At 63.8% G+C, this 15491-nt stretch carries 17 protein-coding genes; 3 read left to right on the forward strand and 14 right to left on the reverse strand.

Translation table 11 applies throughout. The features are described from left to right. Both J7I86_RS20240 and J7I86_RS20245 read right to left on the reverse strand, forming a co-directional pair. Entirely contained in the window at positions 1-483 is a 483-nt protein-coding gene (locus J7I86_RS20240; protein WP_214822655.1) for a cupin domain-containing protein, read from the reverse strand. A 25-nt stretch (positions 484-508) separates the two neighbouring features. Next, positions 509-1363 (reverse strand): fumarylacetoacetate hydrolase family protein, encoded by an 855-nt coding sequence (locus tag J7I86_RS20245; RefSeq protein WP_214822656.1) that lies wholly within the window; start codon positions 1361-1363, stop codon positions 509-511. A gap of 136 nt (positions 1364-1499) precedes the next feature. Here J7I86_RS20245 and J7I86_RS20250 point away from each other — a divergent pair, with 136 nt between their 5' ends. Together J7I86_RS20250 and J7I86_RS20255 are read left to right on the forward strand one after the other, a co-directional pair. Next, positions 1500-1898, forward strand: coding sequence for a RidA family protein (locus J7I86_RS20250; protein WP_214822657.1), 399 nt, complete (start codon positions 1500-1502; stop codon positions 1896-1898). A 41-nt stretch (positions 1899-1939) separates the two neighbouring features. After that, positions 1940-2284 (forward strand): iron chaperone, encoded by a 345-nt coding sequence (locus tag J7I86_RS20255; protein ID WP_214822658.1) that lies wholly within the window; start codon positions 1940-1942, stop codon positions 2282-2284. Between the two features lie 21 nt (positions 2285-2305). Here the strand turns inward: J7I86_RS20255 and J7I86_RS20260 are convergent, their stop codons facing one another. The 12 genes from J7I86_RS20260 to J7I86_RS20315 form a co-directional block, all read right to left on the reverse strand. Continuing rightward, positions 2306-3109, reverse strand: a complete 804-nt coding sequence (locus J7I86_RS20260) for an IclR family transcriptional regulator C-terminal domain-containing protein (RefSeq protein ID WP_214822659.1) — start codon at positions 3107-3109, stop codon at positions 2306-2308. A 158-nt stretch (positions 3110-3267) separates the two neighbouring features. After that, on the reverse strand, positions 3268-3933 hold the full coding sequence (locus tag J7I86_RS20265; RefSeq protein ID WP_214822660.1) for a 3-oxoacid CoA-transferase subunit B: 666 nt from the start codon (positions 3931-3933) through the stop codon (positions 3268-3270). Positions 3934-3935: 2 nt separating this feature from the next. Continuing rightward, on the reverse strand, positions 3936-4622 hold the full coding sequence (locus J7I86_RS20270) for a 3-oxoacid CoA-transferase subunit A (protein WP_214822661.1): 687 nt from the start codon (positions 4620-4622) through the stop codon (positions 3936-3938). Positions 4623-4636: 14 nt separating this feature from the next. Further along, positions 4637-5851: a thiolase family protein gene (locus tag J7I86_RS20275; RefSeq protein WP_214822662.1), complete on the reverse strand. Its 1215-nt coding sequence runs from the start codon at positions 5849-5851 to the stop codon at positions 4637-4639. Between the two features lie 96 nt (positions 5852-5947). Then, complete coding sequence (pcaC, locus tag J7I86_RS20280; protein ID WP_214822663.1) at positions 5948-6385, reverse strand: 4-carboxymuconolactone decarboxylase; 438 nt, start codon at positions 6383-6385, stop codon at positions 5948-5950. Next, a complete protein-coding gene (locus J7I86_RS20285; RefSeq protein ID WP_214822664.1) occupies positions 6382-7185 on the reverse strand; it encodes an alpha/beta fold hydrolase in 804 nt (267 codons plus the stop codon). Before J7I86_RS20285 ends, pcaC begins: the two co-directional genes overlap by 4 nt. Next, positions 7178-8599, reverse strand: coding sequence for a lyase family protein (locus J7I86_RS20290; RefSeq protein WP_214822665.1), 1422 nt, complete (start codon positions 8597-8599; stop codon positions 7178-7180). The genes J7I86_RS20285 and J7I86_RS20290 overlap by 8 nt, the downstream gene beginning before the upstream one ends. After that, positions 8596-9210: a protocatechuate 3,4-dioxygenase subunit alpha gene (gene pcaG, locus J7I86_RS20295; RefSeq protein WP_214822666.1), complete on the reverse strand. Its 615-nt coding sequence runs from the start codon at positions 9208-9210 to the stop codon at positions 8596-8598. Before pcaG ends, J7I86_RS20290 begins: the two co-directional genes overlap by 4 nt. 5 nt (positions 9211-9215) lie before the next feature. Beyond that, complete coding sequence (gene pcaH / locus J7I86_RS20300) at positions 9216-10088, reverse strand: protocatechuate 3,4-dioxygenase subunit beta (protein WP_214822667.1); 873 nt, start codon at positions 10086-10088, stop codon at positions 9216-9218. A 49-nt stretch (positions 10089-10137) separates the two neighbouring features. Then, positions 10138-12039, reverse strand: coding sequence for a bifunctional sugar phosphate isomerase/epimerase/4-hydroxyphenylpyruvate dioxygenase family protein (locus tag J7I86_RS20305; protein ID WP_214822668.1), 1902 nt, complete (start codon positions 12037-12039; stop codon positions 10138-10140). Beyond that, positions 12039-12950, reverse strand: coding sequence for a shikimate dehydrogenase (locus J7I86_RS20310; RefSeq protein ID WP_214822669.1), 912 nt, complete (start codon positions 12948-12950; stop codon positions 12039-12041). Before J7I86_RS20310 ends, J7I86_RS20305 begins: the two co-directional genes overlap by 1 nt. Positions 12951-13153: 203 nt before the next feature. After that, positions 13154-13924, reverse strand: coding sequence for an IclR family transcriptional regulator (locus J7I86_RS20315; protein WP_214822670.1), 771 nt, complete (start codon positions 13922-13924; stop codon positions 13154-13156). A 203-nt stretch (positions 13925-14127) separates the two neighbouring features. Here J7I86_RS20315 and J7I86_RS20320 point away from each other — a divergent pair, with 203 nt between their 5' ends. Then, positions 14128-15465 carry an MFS transporter gene (locus J7I86_RS20320; RefSeq protein WP_214822671.1) on the forward strand — a complete coding sequence of 446 codons (1338 nt, stop codon included), beginning with the start codon at positions 14128-14130 and terminating at the stop codon, positions 15463-15465. Positions 15466-15491: the final 26 nt, after the last annotated feature.

A 15491-nucleotide genomic window follows, 5' to 3' on the forward strand; every position in this document is an offset into this window, starting at 1 on the left:
TTAGGCCCGGCGGTAGTCGGCGAGGGTTTCGTCGGCTACGTCCTCGAGGTTGACCACCAGGTTCTCCGGGGTGCGCGCGGTGAGCCAGACGAGTTCTTCGGTGATGGACATGTTGGCTTCAACGTGTGGCATGAACGGCGGCACGAAAACCCAGTCACCGGCTTTCATATCAATGAACTCCGAGTAGTTTTCGCCGAAGTAGATCCGACCGTGCCCGCGAAGTACGTAACCGCCGGTCTCAGCCTCGCCGTGGTGGTGCGGGAGCGAGCGGTAGCCCGGGGTGTTGGACACCTGGCCGAACCAGATCTTTGTTGCCGGCGTGTGCTGGATGCTCACGCCGGAGACGCGGATGCAATCGCCGGACTGCGCGGTGTTGCTGTCCTCCGCGCCGGCGCGGGTGACGACCGGAACTACCTTGCCGTCTGCCTGGGCGTAGATGGAGTTATCGCCTTCGAGGCGGTATTCGGTGGTGGTCTGGCTCATGGGTCTCTCCTTTGTGTGGCGCTTTTCAGGCGTTGGCCGGGACGGGCACGTGGATCCGGAACTGGTTTTCCAGCCGGCCGATCCCGTCGATTTCGGTGGTAAGGACGTCGCCGTCCTTGAGGAAGCGTGGCGGGGTCATTCCCATGCCCACTCCCCCGGGCGTTCCGGTGAGGACAAGGTCACCGGGGCGCAGCACGGTGAATTTCGAGATGTAGGACAGCAGCTGGGCCGGGCCGAACACCAAAGTGCTGGTGTTTCCCTCCTGCACCAGCTCGCCGTTGACGTAACCGCGGACCCCGAAGCTCTGACCGGCCTCGTCCGCCGTCAGCATGACCGGCCCCACCGGGGTGGTGGCGTCCCAAGCCTTGCCCTGGAACCATTGCAGCGTCCGGTTCTGCCAGTCGCGCATGGAAACGTCGTTGGCGACCGTGTATCCGGCAATTGCCTCACGGGCTTGGTCTTCGTCCGCGCGGAACAGTTCAGCACCGACGACGACGGCGAGCTCGGCTTCCCAGTCGACGCGGCCGCTGCCGTGGACTTCTACGGCGTCATCCGCACCGACCAAGGTGTCCGCGTACTTGGCGAACAGTGTTGGGTATTCGGGAAGGTCGCGGCCCATTTCCTGAATGTGGTCCCCGTAGTTCAGGCCGCAGCAGATGACTTTGCCGGCGTGGGGAAGGAGCGGAGCGAGGTCAGCATCAGCTGCCGCGATGATCTGCTGGTCGGCTGCCCCCGCCGCCTTCTCGACGACCAACCGCCAGTCCGGCTGGGCCAGGAGAGCCCCGACGTCCAGTGCAGGCAACGTGAGGTAAGACTCGGCGCCCGTGGCGAGTGCCGCCGTCGTACTTCCGCCGGCCGTGCGCAAAGTGGCTAGTTTCATTGCGGGTTCCCTTCGAGATTTTGTGATGTGTCGACTTTTTTACGATCGTCACATATGCTCAACGTAGCACGGCGGAAATGATCTGCACAGAGGCTTTCCAAAAGTTTTTGCAGTTGCCACAACGAGGAGGAACAGCATGAGCCACACAACGATCAACCCGGAATCGCTGCCCAAACCATCGGGTTTCGCGCACGGCACTCTCGCCGGGAACACGGTTTTCCTGGGTGGACAGACTGCCTTGGACAAGAACATGAACATCGTTCCCGGCGGCATCGTAGAGCAGTTCACACAGGCGTTCTCCAACGTCATCACTACCCTGCGCGAGGCCGGCGGGCAGCCCGAAGACCTGGTCAACGTGACCATCTACCTCACCGATGTGGACGACTACATGGCCAACGGCCGCGAAATCGGACGCATCTGGCGCGAAATGGCGGGCTCCCAATACCCTGCCATGGCCGGCATCGGCGTCACGCGCCTCTGGCAGAAAGAGGCCCTGATCGAAATCCAGGGCATCGCGGTGATTCCGGAACGCTAAACCTCTGGAGTTTTCAGGTGCCCGTGGTGAACCATGTCCCTATGGGAACCGTCACCGAATATCTTCAGGGCGTCAGCGAAGCCAACCGCTCCATTCTGGAGCGGATTGTGGGGATCGCCCGCGAGTTGGCCCCGGACGCCGAAGAAGGCATCAGCTACGGAATGCCCGCGCTGCTGGTTGATGGCAAGGGCTTCCTGAGCGTGCTCGAAACGAAGAAACACCTGGCCCTGTACCCGTTCAGCGGGCAGATCCTGCCGGAGATGTCGGAGGAGCTTGGGGGTTACTCATGGTCGCCGGGGACGCTGCGGTTTTCTGCGGACAACCCCGTGCCGGACTCGATGGTGCGCCGGATCCTGGAGACGCGGTTGGCAGCAATCCGGAAGTAGCGTCGGATTTGAGGGCTGTACTCAGTGCTTGGCGGAAACGTCCTGCGAGATGGCATTGGCAGTGGCCACGACTTCCTGCCGGACCGCGTCGAGGTACTTCGCCGGGTCAGCCTGTGCGGCCACAGCCTGGGCCTGCAGGGACACGTTGATGGCCGCGACGTTGTCGCCGTTGTTGTGGTTCCACACCGGCGCTGCGATGGACATCAGCCCGATCTCCAGTTCCTGGTCCAGCAGACACCACCCTTGCCCACGGACCTGCTCGACGGCGGCCCTCAAGTCGGGCACGCTGGCGACGGTTCGCGGCGTGATCGGCGTCAGTTCCGCCGTCGAGAGGTAGGCCTCGAACTTGGCATGCGGCAATCCGGCCAGCAAGACGCGCCCCATGGACGTGGCGTAGGCGGGGAAGCGGGTGCCAACTGTGATGCCAACGTTCATGATCCGGCGTGTGGCCACCCTGGCCACGTAGAAGATGTCCGGGCCGTCCAAGACCGCTGATGACGTGGACTCACCCAGCTTCAGGCTCAGCTGCTCAAGGTGCGGCTGGGCCAGCTGCGGTAGGGACAAGGCCGACAAGTACGAGTAGCCAAGCTGCAGCACCTTGGCTGTAAGCGCGAAGGTCTTCCCGTCGGTGCGGACGTAGCCGAGCTCAACCAAGGTATGCAGGAAACGGCGTGCCGTGGCGCGCGTCAGGTCCGTGCGGGCCGCCACTTCGCTGAGGGTCATCACCGGGTTGTTCGCGTCGAAGGCCCGGATCACGGCCAGACCCCGGGCCAGCGACTGGACATACTGGTCGCTGGCTTGCGGGGCAACTGCGGAGTCGGTCATGGTTACCAATCCTAGGGTGCGTTGCGGGGCCCGCTCTGCGCGTTATTCCTTGACAGGGCCCACGCCGCCCGGGTTCCCTGACCGAGCTTGCGAGGATAGGGAGGCGGTGGGATGCAAAGCGGGCCTCACAACGGGGAGAGCCCAACTTGCGGGGTCTGCTACACCTTCTTGAGGGGCAGCGGTACGAGCTCCTGGATTTCTTCGAAGGTGCAGCCGAAGGTTTCGCGGACGGTGACACCGTCGGGCCCTGTGAGGAACACAGCCTTGTCCGTGTACACGCGGGTGACGCAGCCGACGCCGGTCAGCGGATAGGTGCACTGTTCCACGAGCTTGGACACGCCTTCGCGGGTCAGGAGCGTCATCATCACGAACACGTCCTTGGCGCCGGTGGCCAGGTCCATCGCACCACCCACGGCCGGGATGGCGTCCGGGGCGCCGGTGTGCCAGTTCGCGAGGTCGCCCGTGGCGGAGACCTGGAAGGCGCCGAGGACACAAATGTCCAGGTGCCCGCCGCGCATGATCGCGAACGAGTCAGCGTGATGGAAGTAGGAGGCTCCCGGCAGTTCGGTGACGGGGATCTTCCCGGCGTTGATCAAGTCACCATCGATCTCGTCGCCCTCAGCGGCGGGGCCCATGCCGAGCATCCCGTTCTCCGTGTGGAGGGTGATGTTTTGTTCCTCGGTGAGGTAGTTGGACACGAGTGTCGGCTGGCCGATGCCCAAGTTCACGAAGGAGCCGGGGACGATGTCGCGGGCCACCAACCGGGCGAGTTCGTCGCGGCCCAGCGGCTTCTCCGAGGTCTGGATGCTTGTCTGGGTGCTCATGATCAGGCCACCTTTTTGTTTGAGTCGGCAGAATCGACGCGGACCACGCTGTTGACGTAAATCCCCGGGGTCACCACGTTTTCCGGATCCAGGGAACCTGTGGGCACGATCTCGGAGACCTGCACAATGGTGTGCTTGGCCGCCGCGGCCATGATGGGGCCGAAGTTGCGGGCGGTTTTGCGGTAGACGAGGTTGCCCTTGCCGTCCGCTTTGAGTGCCTTGATCAGGGCGACGTCGGCGTGAATCGGAGTTTCGAACACCTGCCATTTCCCGTCCAGCAATCGGGTTTCCTTGCCCTCAGCCAGGGTGGTGCCGTAGCCGGTCGGCGTGAAGAACCCGCCGATTCCGGCGCCTGCTGCGCGGATCCGTTCAGCCAGGTTGCCTTGCGGGACGAGCTCAAGCTCGATCTCACCGGCGTGGAACTTGGCGTCGAAGTGCCAGGAATCGGACTGCCGGGGGAAGGAACAGATCATTTTACGGACCCGGCCTTCCTTGATCAGCAGCGCCAGGCCCTGATCGCCTTGGCCTGCGTTGTTGTTGACCACGGTCAGGTCCTTCGCGCCGCAATCCATCAGCGCATCGATCAGTTCGAACGGCTGCCCGGCGTTGCCGAACCCGCCGATCATCACGGTGGAACCGTCCTTGATGCCGGCGACAGCCTCGCCCACAGTGTCAATGAAATTCAGCATGACTTTTTACCCTTCTACGCCGACGCGCCGGCAGTGACGTTTTCGAGCACCACGGCCAGGCCTTGGCCCACACCGATGCAGATCGCTGCCACGCCCCAACGCTGCCCGGAAGCCTGCAGGGAACGGGCGAGCGTGCCCAGGATGCGGGTACCGGAAGCACCGAGCGGGTGGCCCATCGCGATCGCGCCGCCATGCTGGTTCACGATTCCGGGGTCAATCCCCCACGCGTCAACACACGCCAGCGATTGCGCAGCGAACGCTTCGTTAAGCTCGACGGCGCCCACCTGGTCCCAGCCGATGCCCGCCTTCGCGAGGGCCTTGTTCGCGGCCTCGACGGGTGCGTAGCCGAAGAACTGAGGATCATTACCGTACGCACCACGGCCTGCGATGCGGGCCAAGGGTTCAAGACCGAGCATTGAGGAAGCAGCTTCCGAACCGATCCACGCGGCCGAAGCACCATCTGACAACGGCGAGGCGTTACCGGCGGTGACCGTACCGCCGTCGGGCCCGCCTGACTCAGCCCGGAACACCGTCTTCAAACCGCCCAGCTTCTCCGCCGAAGAACCGGCACGGATGCCCTCATCACGGACCAGATCCGTGCCCGGAACCTGCGAGACCAGGTTGTCGTAAAACCCTTCGTTCCACGCGGCGTCGGCCAGGTTGTGCGAGTCCGCAGCGAACTGGTCCTGACGTTCACGGGTAATTCCGTACTTTTCGCGGAGCCGTTCGGTGGCCTCGCCCAGGGAGATGGTCCAGTCCTTGTTCATGGCCGGGTTCACCAGACGCCAACCGAGCGTGGTGGACGCCAACGTCATGTCCCCGGCAGGGTACGGCTTGGAAGTTTTCGGAAGCACCCAGGGGGCACGGGACATGGACTCGGCGCCACCCACCAGCATCAGCTCAGCGTCGCCGGCGTTGATCTGGCGGGAGGCAATAATCGCCGCGTCCAGGGAGGAACCGCAGAGACGGTTGACCGAGGTGCCGGGGATGGAAACCGGCAGGCCGGCCAGCAGGGTAGCCATGCGGGCAACGTTGCGGTTTTCCTCGCCGGCACCGTTGGCGTTGCCGAACACTACCTCGTCGATCCGCTCAACATCCAACCCCGGCGCACGCTTAACGGACTCGCGGACCACGTGGGCAGCAAGGTCATCGGGACGGACAGCAGCAAGACCGGAGCCGAACTTGCCAAAGGGCGTGCGCACGGCGTCGTACACGAAAGCCTGGTTCATGGGTTTTCCTTCGTTCTCTTTACCCAACTGAGTCGCAATAGTGCGCGTTTTGAGGGGTCTAAACGCGCTTAAATGCGACCTGGTTGGGTAGAGGGGTTAATTGGGGGTGGAGGATGCGTCGATCTCGGCGAAGACTTTTTGGGCCGTTTTGAAGGCCGAATTGGCCGACGGCACACTGCAATAAATGGCGGTCTGCAGCAGGATCTCTTTGATCTCGTCCCTGCTCAGTCCGTTGTTGAGGGCTGCCCGGACGTGCATGGCCAGCTCCTCCCAGTGACCGTGAGCCACCAGCGCCGTGAGGGTGACGGCGGAGCGCATTTGCCGGCTCAGGCCTGGCCGCGTCCAGATGCCACCCCAGGCGATCCTGGTGATCATGTCCTGGTAGTCCTCGGTAAAGGAATCCTTGGCCGCGTTGGCGCGGTCCACATGCGCATCGCCGAGCACTTCCCGGCGAACCGCCATGCCGGCGTCGTAAATGTCCTGGGCAGTGGCGTCGGGCTGCACGGCACCATTGTGTTCGGAAACTGAGCTCACAGTCCGTTCTCCTTCATGAAGTTGCGCATCAGTTCAGCCACGGCGGCTGGCGCCTCGGCGGGTGCGAGGTGGCCTACACCGTCAAGGGCTACAGCCTCAGCCGTGCCGCCGCCGGCGGTGATGTCCGCGGCAACAGATTTGGCCATCGACGGCGGTGCCACTGAATCCTCGACGCCGGCAATCACCTGCGTGGGGACGGTGATGCTGCCGAGCTGCTCACGGACGTCGAAAGCGGCGAGGGCTTCGCAGCAGAACGAATAGCCGAAGCGGTCGGCATCGCGGAGTGCGTGCAGGAGGCGGCTGCTGATCTCCGGCTGTCGGTCCAAGAAACCGGAGCCGAACCAGCGTTCCGCGGAGCCCTGGATCATCACAGGCGTGCCCAGTTTGCGAACCGTCTCGGCACGCTCCAGCCAGCCTTCCGGCGTACCCAGCTTGGCGCCGCTGCACTGGACGGACAGGCTGCGGAGGCGGTTGCCGTGCTTGATGCCGAGTTGCAACCCGGTTGCCCCGCCCAGCGAAACACCGGCGTAGTGGAAATTTGCGCCCGGCGAGACTGAGTCAACAAGATCGACGACGGCGTCCGCGAGTTCCGCAACGTCGAAGCCTTCTGTGACGGTTGGCGAGATGCCGTGTCCTGGGAGGTCCCAGCCGATGACGTCATAGTCATCGCCGAGGAGGGCCGCGGTTTCGGTCCAGAGGACAGTGGATGTCCCCAGCGACGGTCCCACGACCAGCAGGGGCTTGGTTCCCAATTCGCGCTGCGGGGAGAGCAGCACGGCTTTGACAATTGGCTTAGCCACGAGTGGCTCCCTTCGATGAAAATGTTGCGAATTCGGGGTAAGTCGCGAGGATGCGGCGGCTGATCTCCTGGGCTTCGCCAAGGTAGCTTGCTGGGTCCAGAAGCGCCTCGAGCTCCGCGTCGGAAAGCTTGTCCGCAGGCACCGTTTCACGCAGGAGCTTGGTGTAGATACGTGACTGTTCCGCGGCGGGCGCCTTGAGGGTTTCGTCGACGACGCCCTGCAGCTTCTGCTTTCCGTCCTCGCCCAGAAGAGGGGCGACGGCGGCCGACACGCCTTCGCTGAGGAGCAGCGGCCCCGAGATCTCAACGTTCCGACGCATCGCCTCCGGGAAGACCCGGAGTCCTTCCGTGAGTTCGCGGAGGTGTCCAGCGGCTCCGAGTGCCAAGGCCAGCAGCTGGCGAAGTGCCGGCCATTCGCTGTGCCAGGCACCGTCGGGCCGCTCGTCGTTGAAGGTGGCCGCAGCGAGGTGCAGTTGCGATGCAAGACCGGGAGCCTGCAACGCGGCACTGCGGATCAGCACTGACAGCACGGGGTTTTGCTTCTGCGGCATGGCTGAGGAAACACCCCGCCCGGCAGCCAACGGTTCGCCGAGTTCAGCGACTTCAGGGCGGCTCAGGAAAAGCAGGTCCGCAGAGATCTTGCCGAAGGAATCCAGCAGCGCCGCCAACGCATCGCCCAGGGCAGTAACTGCGAGCCGGTTGGTGTGCCACGGAGCGGGAGCGGTTGCGAGGCCAAGGCTCGCGGCCAGGGAGTCCGCCAACGTGAACGGCGTGGAGCCGGAGCCTGCCGTCAACTTGGTCCCGGACGCCAGCGTTCCCCCAGCCCCGCCAAACTGAACCGGCAACTCCAGGGACTCCAGACGAGCAGCCGCAGCCGCGACGCCCTGGAACCACTGTGCGGCCCTGAGCCCGAACGTGTAAGGGAGTGCGTGCTGCGTCAGGCTCCTGCCCACGGACAGCGTTTCCGCATGCTGCCCCGCCAAGGTGGCGAGCGCCGTCGTCGCGCCCTTTATGTCTGCCAGTAGCGCGGAAACGGTGCGGCTGGCGAGCAGCATGAGCGCGGAGTCGAGTACGTCCTGGCTGGTCAGCGAGGCGTGGACAGCCTTACCGGCGCCGATTCCGGAGGCGTCCAACTCCCGGACGCGAGCGCGCAGGTCTCCGAGCAGCGGAATCACAGGGTTTCCGCCACCTTGGGCGCGTTCCGCTACAGAAAGAACGTCGTAAGAACCGGCTTGGGCGGCTTCGGTCACCACAGCGGCGGATCCGGCGGGGACGAGGCCCGCCTCCTCAAGGACGGCAGCCCAGGAGGCTTCGACGTCGAGGATTGCCGCGATCACGGCACGGTCGCCGGTCAGTGCCGCGACAGCGGGCGACGCCGATACCGGGCTGAGGAGGCCGAAGTCGCCGTCGGTCATGCCTGGTTTTCCCTTGCTGAATGGTCCGCGTTGACGCTGGTTTCCAGCGAGCCGTCCTGCTGGAAGTCCAGGAAGACGGTCTCGTCACCGCCCTGCAGGCGGATGTCCCAGGTGAGGCCGCCGTCGGGGTCTCGTCGTGCAATGAGCGTCTTGCGGCGCTCAGGGTCCAGGGAGCTCAGCAGAGGATCGTTGGCCAGAGCTTCCTCGTTCTCCGGCAGGTATACGCGGGTGAAGAGTCGGTTCATGAGTCCGCGGGCGAAGACGGCCACCGAGATGAACGCGGCCGCGCCGGGAGCCGTCGGGCCGGGGTTGACCGTGGTGAAGGTGTACACGCCGGAGTTGCCAACTGAGCCGCGGCCCCAGCCGGTGAACGTGTAGCCATCGCGGACCAGGGATCCGGTGCGCTGGACGATGTTGCCGTCGGAATCCGGCTGCCAGATTTCCAGGATGGCGTCCGGGATAGTGCTGCCGGAGCCGTCGTACACCGTGCCCTGCAGGCGGATGCTGCCGGGGCTGCCGGGCGCCAGGAGTTCGTTGTCCTTGTTGAAGGGAAGTGCGTAGCCGTAGAACGGGCCAACGGTCTGGCCCGGTGTGGGTGTCAGCTTGCTCATGCGCTTTACTCCTCGTCCCCGGCGTCGCCGTATGCTTCGTTTTCGGTCCAGGTCCGCTTGGAACCGGTGAGGATGATGTCCCACTTGTAGCCGAGCGCCCATTCAGGGCTGGTGAGCTCGTGGTCGTACTCCGCCACGAGCCGGTCGCGGGCGTCCTGGTCCACGATCGACTGGTAGATGGGATCCAACGGGAACAGCTGGTCACCCGGGAAGTACATCTGGGTAACGATTCGCTGGGTGAACTCCGAGCCGAACATGGAGAAGTGGATGTGCGCCGGACGCCAGGCATTCAGGTGGTTCTTCCACGGGTACGCGCCGGGCTTGATGGTGGTGAAGCTGTACGAGCCGTCGTCACCGGTGATGCAGCGGCCGACGCCGGTGAAGTTGGGGTCCAGCGGTGCGGGGTGCTGATCGCGCTTGTGGATATAGCGTCCGGAGGCGTTGGCCTGCCAGATCTCCACGAGCTGGCCTGCAACAGCTCGTCCGTCGCCATCAAGGACGCGGCCTGAAACAATGATGCGCTCACCCTGAGGTTCGCCGTTGTGCTGGATGGTCAGGTCCGATTCCAGCGCGTGAACATCCTGGTGGCCGAACGCGGGCGAGTAGAGCTCTATTGTCTCCGGGTCCGCGTGGTGCAGGCTCTTGGTGGGGTGGCGCAGGATGCTGCTGCGGTACGGTGCGTAGTCCAGGCGCGGCATGGTCTCCGGTCCCCGGCCGTTCTTCAGTGCCTCGGCGTAGCGATCGCTGATGCCCTTTATCTCAGCACTGAGATCCGCTTGGGTTTCCACCTTCTTGGGGGCGACATGCGCGGCGTGTGGCTCAGCGGGCGGCACGAGTTCCTCGGATTCGAGCGCCTGTGCTGTCTGTTCGTGTGGCACAGCCGGCTCCTTTCGGTTGACGGTTCTTGTTGGTTTGCGGGCAGCGGACCTAGCTGCTGTGAGCCAAGGCCCGGTGGAGCGAGTCGTATTGGACGGCGTGGCGCACCGGGGCGTTGGGCGCTCCGTAGCCGTCGTAGTTGCCGCGGCGTTCCACCATTTCGAAGAACACACTGCCCACTGTGGCGGTGTAGAAGTGGAGGAATTCGCCATTGGCGTCCCGGTCATACAGGAGGTTGAGCTCCTTGAGCGTGGCCAGGAAACCGGGTTCAAGATCGAACCGGGCGTCCAGGTCCTCGTAGTAGTTGGCCGGAATCTGCAGGAACTCGAGGCCTTTTTGGTGGGCGGACCGGGCAGTCGCCACGAGGTCGTCCACCGCGAAGGCGATGTGTTCCTGATACGTTTTGCGGGCTTTTTCCTGCGCCTGCTGAGCGGGTGCCAGGTTCAGGACCAGCCTGACCGCGCCGTTGCTGGTCTCCATGACCTGCGAGCGGACCAACCCGCTGGGGCTGGGAACCTCGGCAAACGGCTGCGGCTCCAAAGCCAAAGCGCTGGTGTAGAAGAGGACGGCTTCGTCAAAGTGTTGCCACGGCTGGGCCAGGTTTACGTGGTCAATGACTGCGTTCTGTGCACTGGAAGCGTGTTCCAGCCCTTCGCCGAACTCATGGGTCCATGCTGCGGTGCCGTCCGGACTTCCCTGGCACAGGAAAATCTCGGTGGAGTCCGGCGCGGAGATGCCTTGGAAGACTTCCTCGTCAGCCTGGACCTTGCGGGCTACCACCGGCGCTTTGAGTTGCTGGGCGCGAGCGGAGGCAATGACTGGAGAGTCGACGTCGAACCCCAATGCGGCGATAGCCGGTTCCGCGTGCGAGGCCGCTTGCTCGTTGATGATGACTCGGGCCTGGCCCATGGTCCAGAGTTGTACGTCCTTGGTGCGGTGACGGCCCTGGAACCCGAAGCCGAGCTGGCCCAGGAGCTTCTCCAGTTGTGCGGTGTCGTCAGCCTTGACCTCGGCGAAGTTGAAACCGGCGGGCTCGTTCACCTTGGGCAGCGTGGCAAGCTCCATGGGATAACGACGGCGGGACGCGCTGCCGTTGCCGGCGGCGGTTTCAGTTCCGGCTTCCACAGAGGTGCTCGCCAGCCATTTGGCGCTCTGCTCCTCAAGCCAGATCAGGGAGCGCATGGCGTCCACGGCCGTGCGCTCGATGTCCGACTGGCGGAAAACATCATTGAAGACTTCCAGGGAGACCGGCCCCGTGTAGCCGGCGCGGACCACGTGGCCCATGAACTTGGCGAGCTCAAACTGTCCCTCCCCCGGGAAAACGCGGTAATGGCGGCTCCAGGACAGCACGTCCATGGAGAGCTTGGGGGCGTCGGCAACCTGGACGAAGAAGATCTTCTCAGCGTTGATCTGCTCGATCGGGGCAGTGTCCCAGTCGCGGGACAGAATGTGGAACGAGTCCAGGCAGGTGCCGAGGTTGGGGTGGTCCACAGCTTCCACCAGGCGGTACGCGTGCTCATAGTCATTGACGTACTTGCCCCATGCAAGGGCCTCGTAGGCAACCTTGACGCCCCGATCCCCTGCAAGCTCAGCAAGTTGGGCCAGCTGTTCGGCCCTGAGGTCATCATCATCAATGGTGGCCGTGGCCACGTTGGAGCACACCAGGATGGTGTCCATGCCAAGACGTTCCATCAGGTTGAACTTGGCCTCGGCCCGTTTGAGGTTGGCCTTCAGCAGCTCCGGAGTGACGCCGTCGAAGTCGCGGAACGGTTGGTACAGATCCAGGCCCAAGCCCAGGTCCGCGGCCATTTTCCGCACTTCTTCAGGGCTGTGCGGCGAGGTAACGAGGTCCTGTTCAAAGATTTCAATGCCGTCAAAACCCGCGATAGCGCAAGCCTGCATCTTCTCTTTCAGCGTGCCGGACAGGCAGACCGTGGCGATACCGGTGCGCATCAGTTGCCCGCCTTCGCAAGCTCGGGGGCGGCTGCGGCGGCATCTTCCACCGCGATCAGCTCAAGGAAGTGCGCCCGCATCCGCTCCCTGTCGGCTTCACGTCCGGTGATGAGCTGGAAAGCGTCGGCCGCCTGGCCAACTGCCATCCGGCCGCCGTCGAGGACGTTGCAACCCTTGGCGCGTGCTTCGCGGACCAATTGCGTCTCGATGGGGCGGTACACGATGTCCGCCACCCAGTGCCGCGGCTCAAGCAACCCGATGTCCAAGGGGAGGCCCGGATGGGCGGCCATGCCGATGGGGGTGCAGTGCACCAGTCCGTCGGCGAGGGGCATGATCTGGCTCAGCTCGGTGGTGCTCCGCGGTGTCACGGTGGCTTCCGGGAAGAGCCCGCCGAGTTCTGCTGCACGTTCCGCAGCGCGGGCCGGGTCCATGTCCACGAGATCCAGCGTGCTGACGCCGGCGGTGAGGAGGGCGTAGGCCACAGCCGAACCGGCGCCGCCCGCGCCGAGCTGGACAACACGGTCCAGCTTCGCTTCGGGAAGGCCGTCGGCGAACGCCGAGCCAAAACCGGAGAAGTCTGTGTTGTGGCCAATGAGCCGACCGTCCTGAAACAGGACCGTATTGACGGCACCCAGGCGACGGGCGTCGTCGGAAATTTCATCAAGGTGCTCCAGCACCAGTTGCTTGCACGGGTGCGTGATGTTCAGGCCGTTGAAGCCCATGCGCTGGGCTGCGGTGAGGAGATCCCCGACGGCGGTGGCCGGCAGTGCGAGCTCCAGAAGGTCGAGGGGGCGGTACAACAAGCGAAGGCCCTGCACATCGGCTTCGCGTTCGTGCATGGGCGGCGTGAGCGAGGGCATGACGCCTTCACCTATGAGGCCCACCAGAACGGACTCGGCTCGGTTGCTCATCCTAAAGCTCCTTTGACTTCAGCACCGCGGGCTTGAGGCGCTTTTCGGGGCGCCGCCTGACCGGGTGTTATTTAGATTACTACAGTTGTTCATATTCCGCACGCTTGTTCTTATCGCGAACAATTGTGAGGTGCGCACCCAACTAAGTAGCAGTTGAGGCCGTTCTGAGGCCCCAAAACGGCTTTAACTGCGACTCAGTTGGGTCAGCGCTGGGGTAGGCGCGCCGAGAGTTCTGCCGCGGCCTCCTGCAGGGTGGGTACGTGTGCGATCAGCTCCTCCATGCTCATGCGAAACACCGGGACCGCCGTGGCAAGTGAGGCGAAGGCGTGGCCCTGCGAGTTGACGACGGGGACGGCGACGGCGCGCATGCCGATCTCGTTTTCTTCATCCATCACCGCATACCCCTGGCGGCGCACCTGTTCAATTTCCGCCCGGAAGGCATCGCGGCTGGTGATGGAATGCTCGGTGAGTGGATCCAGGGGCAACTCCTCCAGCAGTCGCTTTCGCTCGATCTCCTCCTCGAACGCCACGATCGCCTTGCCTACGGACGTAGTGTGCAGCGCGCCCAGATGACCGGGATCGCTGGTAACGCGGAAGGTCTTGGGACCATCCACCTTGTTCACGGTGAGGTGATGATTGCCGTCGCGCACAGAGAGGATGGTGGCCTCGTGCGTGCGCTCGGTAACCCGCTGCAGCACGGGCAGAGCGGTTGCCGCGAAACCGTGATGGTTGGAGACGCGCTGACCGAGCTGGAACACGCGCAACCCAAGGTGGTATCGGCGTCCGTCGGGCTCGTAGTCCACAAAGCCGTCACGCGTCAGTGAGCCAAGCAGCCTGTACGTGGTGCTAAAGGGAAGGCTCGCGCTCCTTGCCAGATCTGCCGCACTCGCCCCGCGGGGCTCATTGCCCAGTAAAACCAATAGGCTCAAGGCCTTGCCGACCATGTCGGTCTTTGTGTCCTCATTCACACTCATAATTCGATGCTCTCACATCGTGAGAGCTATTTCTAGATGGTGGTGACATCGCTTGACAAGTGACCCCACTCACAGCCACTATTGCTGTATTGCACAAGTAGCTCTCACCATGTGGTTACTTTCGGGATGATCCGGCCGCACCTCGCTCTGGTCCTCCCTCAGAAGCTAGATCCGCGACATCGTCGTCACAGAAGGAAACCCCCATGAGCCAAACAATGCCGTCAGCGACGCCAGGCACTGAAACCACCACCGGAACCCCCAAGAAAGCCGCGCTTGCCAGCTTCCTGGGCAGCGCCGTCGAGTACTACGACTTCTTCATCTTCGGCTCTGCCGCGGCCCTGATCTTCCCCCACGTCTTCTTCCCCTCCGCCGACGCCAACGCAGCCATCATGTCCTTTGCTACCTTCGGCTTCGCCTACATTGCCCGGCCTGTGGGTGCAGTGATCCTGGGTCACTTTGGCGACCGTATCGGCCGACAGAAAGTCCTGATGTTCACGCTGGTCCTCATGGGCGCGGCCACATTCGTGATCGGCTGCCTCCCGGACTTCAAGACCATCGGTTGGTGGGCGCCTGTCCTTCTGGTGCTTGCCCGTCTTTGCCAGGGACTTTCCGCCGCAGGCGAGCAGGCCGGCGCTTCCTCCATGACACTGGAGCACGCCCCGGACAACCGCCGCTCCTTCTTCACCTCCTGGACCCTTACCGGCACCCAGGGTGGCCAAATCCTGGCGGCACTGGTGTTCATCCCCGTGGTGGCCCTGCCGGACGAGATCAAGTACGGCATCGGCTGGCGCATCCCGTTCTGGCTTAGCGCAGTGGTGGTGATGGTTGCGTTCTTCATCCGCCGCACCCTTCACGAGCCGCCCGCCTTCGCCGAAGCCAAGAAGAACAACGAGATCTCCAAGCTCCCCGTTGCCGATCTCCTGAGGCTTCACTGGCGTGACGTTCTCCGCGTCGTCTGCTGCGCCTTCATCGCAGCCGTCAGCACTGTCTTTGGAACCCTGGCCATTAAGTATGCCCAGGACGTTGCCGGCGTCAACAGCACCATCACGCTCTGGCTGGTGGTCGCGGCCAACGTTGTTGCCCTGGGAACCCAGCCGCTGTTCGGCATGCTCTCGGACAAGATCGGCCGCAAGCCCGTCTTCATTTACGGAGCTTTCTCCAGCGCCATCATGACGCCGGTGTTCCTCCTGACCCTCGAAGGCGGCAATGTGCCGCTGATGTTCGTGGTCTCCGTTGTCTACTTCTCCTTCGGATACGCCGCAGCCAACGCCGTATGGCCGTCCTTCTACGGTGAGATGTTCAGCACCAAGGTCCGCTTCTCCGGCCTCGCCATCGGCACCCAGCTCGGCTTCCTCATGGCAGGCTTCGCCCCGGCCATCGTGACCGCCCTGGGTGGCACCAAGCCCGGCGGCTGGGTCCAGATCTCCATCTTCACTGCGGTGATTTGCGTGATCGCAGCTGTCTCAGCCATGACAGCCCGCGAATCAGCCAAGACACCCACCGCGGAACTCGGCATGCACAAGCGAAACCAGCACGTCTAAACCCGCGGCTCCTGCCCGGTTACTTG

It is taken from the genome of Arthrobacter sp. ISL-95 (assembly GCF_018613695.1).
In the GTDB taxonomy this organism is placed as follows: domain Bacteria; phylum Actinomycetota; class Actinomycetes; order Actinomycetales; family Micrococcaceae; genus Arthrobacter.

What these genes read in the sequence shown, in the direction of transcription:
- J7I86_RS20320 (WP_214822671.1), top strand. Translation starts at nt 14,128, where the DNA reads ATGAGCCAAACAATGCCGTCAGCGACGCCAGGCACTGAAACCACCACC.
- J7I86_RS20290 (WP_214822665.1), bottom strand. Translation starts at nt 8,599, where the DNA reads ATGACCGACGGCGACTTCGGCCTCCTCAGCCCGGTATCGGCGTCGCCC.
- J7I86_RS20270 (WP_214822661.1), bottom strand. Translation starts at nt 4,622, where the DNA reads ATGCTGAATTTCATTGACACTGTGGGCGAGGCTGTCGCCGGCATCAAG.
- J7I86_RS20240 (WP_214822655.1), bottom strand. Translation starts at nt 483, where the DNA reads ATGAGCCAGACCACCACCGAATACCGCCTCGAAGGCGATAACTCCATC.
- J7I86_RS20250 (WP_214822657.1), top strand. Translation starts at nt 1,500, where the DNA reads ATGAGCCACACAACGATCAACCCGGAATCGCTGCCCAAACCATCGGGT.
- J7I86_RS20265 (WP_214822660.1), bottom strand. Translation starts at nt 3,933, where the DNA reads ATGAGCACCCAGACAAGCATCCAGACCTCGGAGAAGCCGCTGGGCCGC.
- J7I86_RS20315 (WP_214822670.1), bottom strand. Translation starts at nt 13,924, where the DNA reads ATGAGTGTGAATGAGGACACAAAGACCGACATGGTCGGCAAGGCCTTG.
- J7I86_RS20310 (WP_214822669.1), bottom strand. Translation starts at nt 12,950, where the DNA reads ATGAGCAACCGAGCCGAGTCCGTTCTGGTGGGCCTCATAGGTGAAGGC.
- J7I86_RS20305 (WP_214822668.1), bottom strand. Translation starts at nt 12,039, where the DNA reads ATGCGCACCGGTATCGCCACGGTCTGCCTGTCCGGCACGCTGAAAGAG.
- J7I86_RS20245 (WP_214822656.1), bottom strand. Translation starts at nt 1,363, where the DNA reads ATGAAACTAGCCACTTTGCGCACGGCCGGCGGAAGTACGACGGCGGCA.
- pcaG (WP_214822666.1), bottom strand. Translation starts at nt 9,210, where the DNA reads ATGAGCAAGCTGACACCCACACCGGGCCAGACCGTTGGCCCGTTCTAC.
- J7I86_RS20255 (WP_214822658.1), top strand. Translation starts at nt 1,940, where the DNA reads ATGGGAACCGTCACCGAATATCTTCAGGGCGTCAGCGAAGCCAACCGC.
- J7I86_RS20260 (WP_214822659.1), bottom strand. Translation starts at nt 3,109, where the DNA reads ATGACCGACTCCGCAGTTGCCCCGCAAGCCAGCGACCAGTATGTCCAG.
- J7I86_RS20275 (WP_214822662.1), bottom strand. Translation starts at nt 5,851, where the DNA reads ATGAACCAGGCTTTCGTGTACGACGCCGTGCGCACGCCCTTTGGCAAG.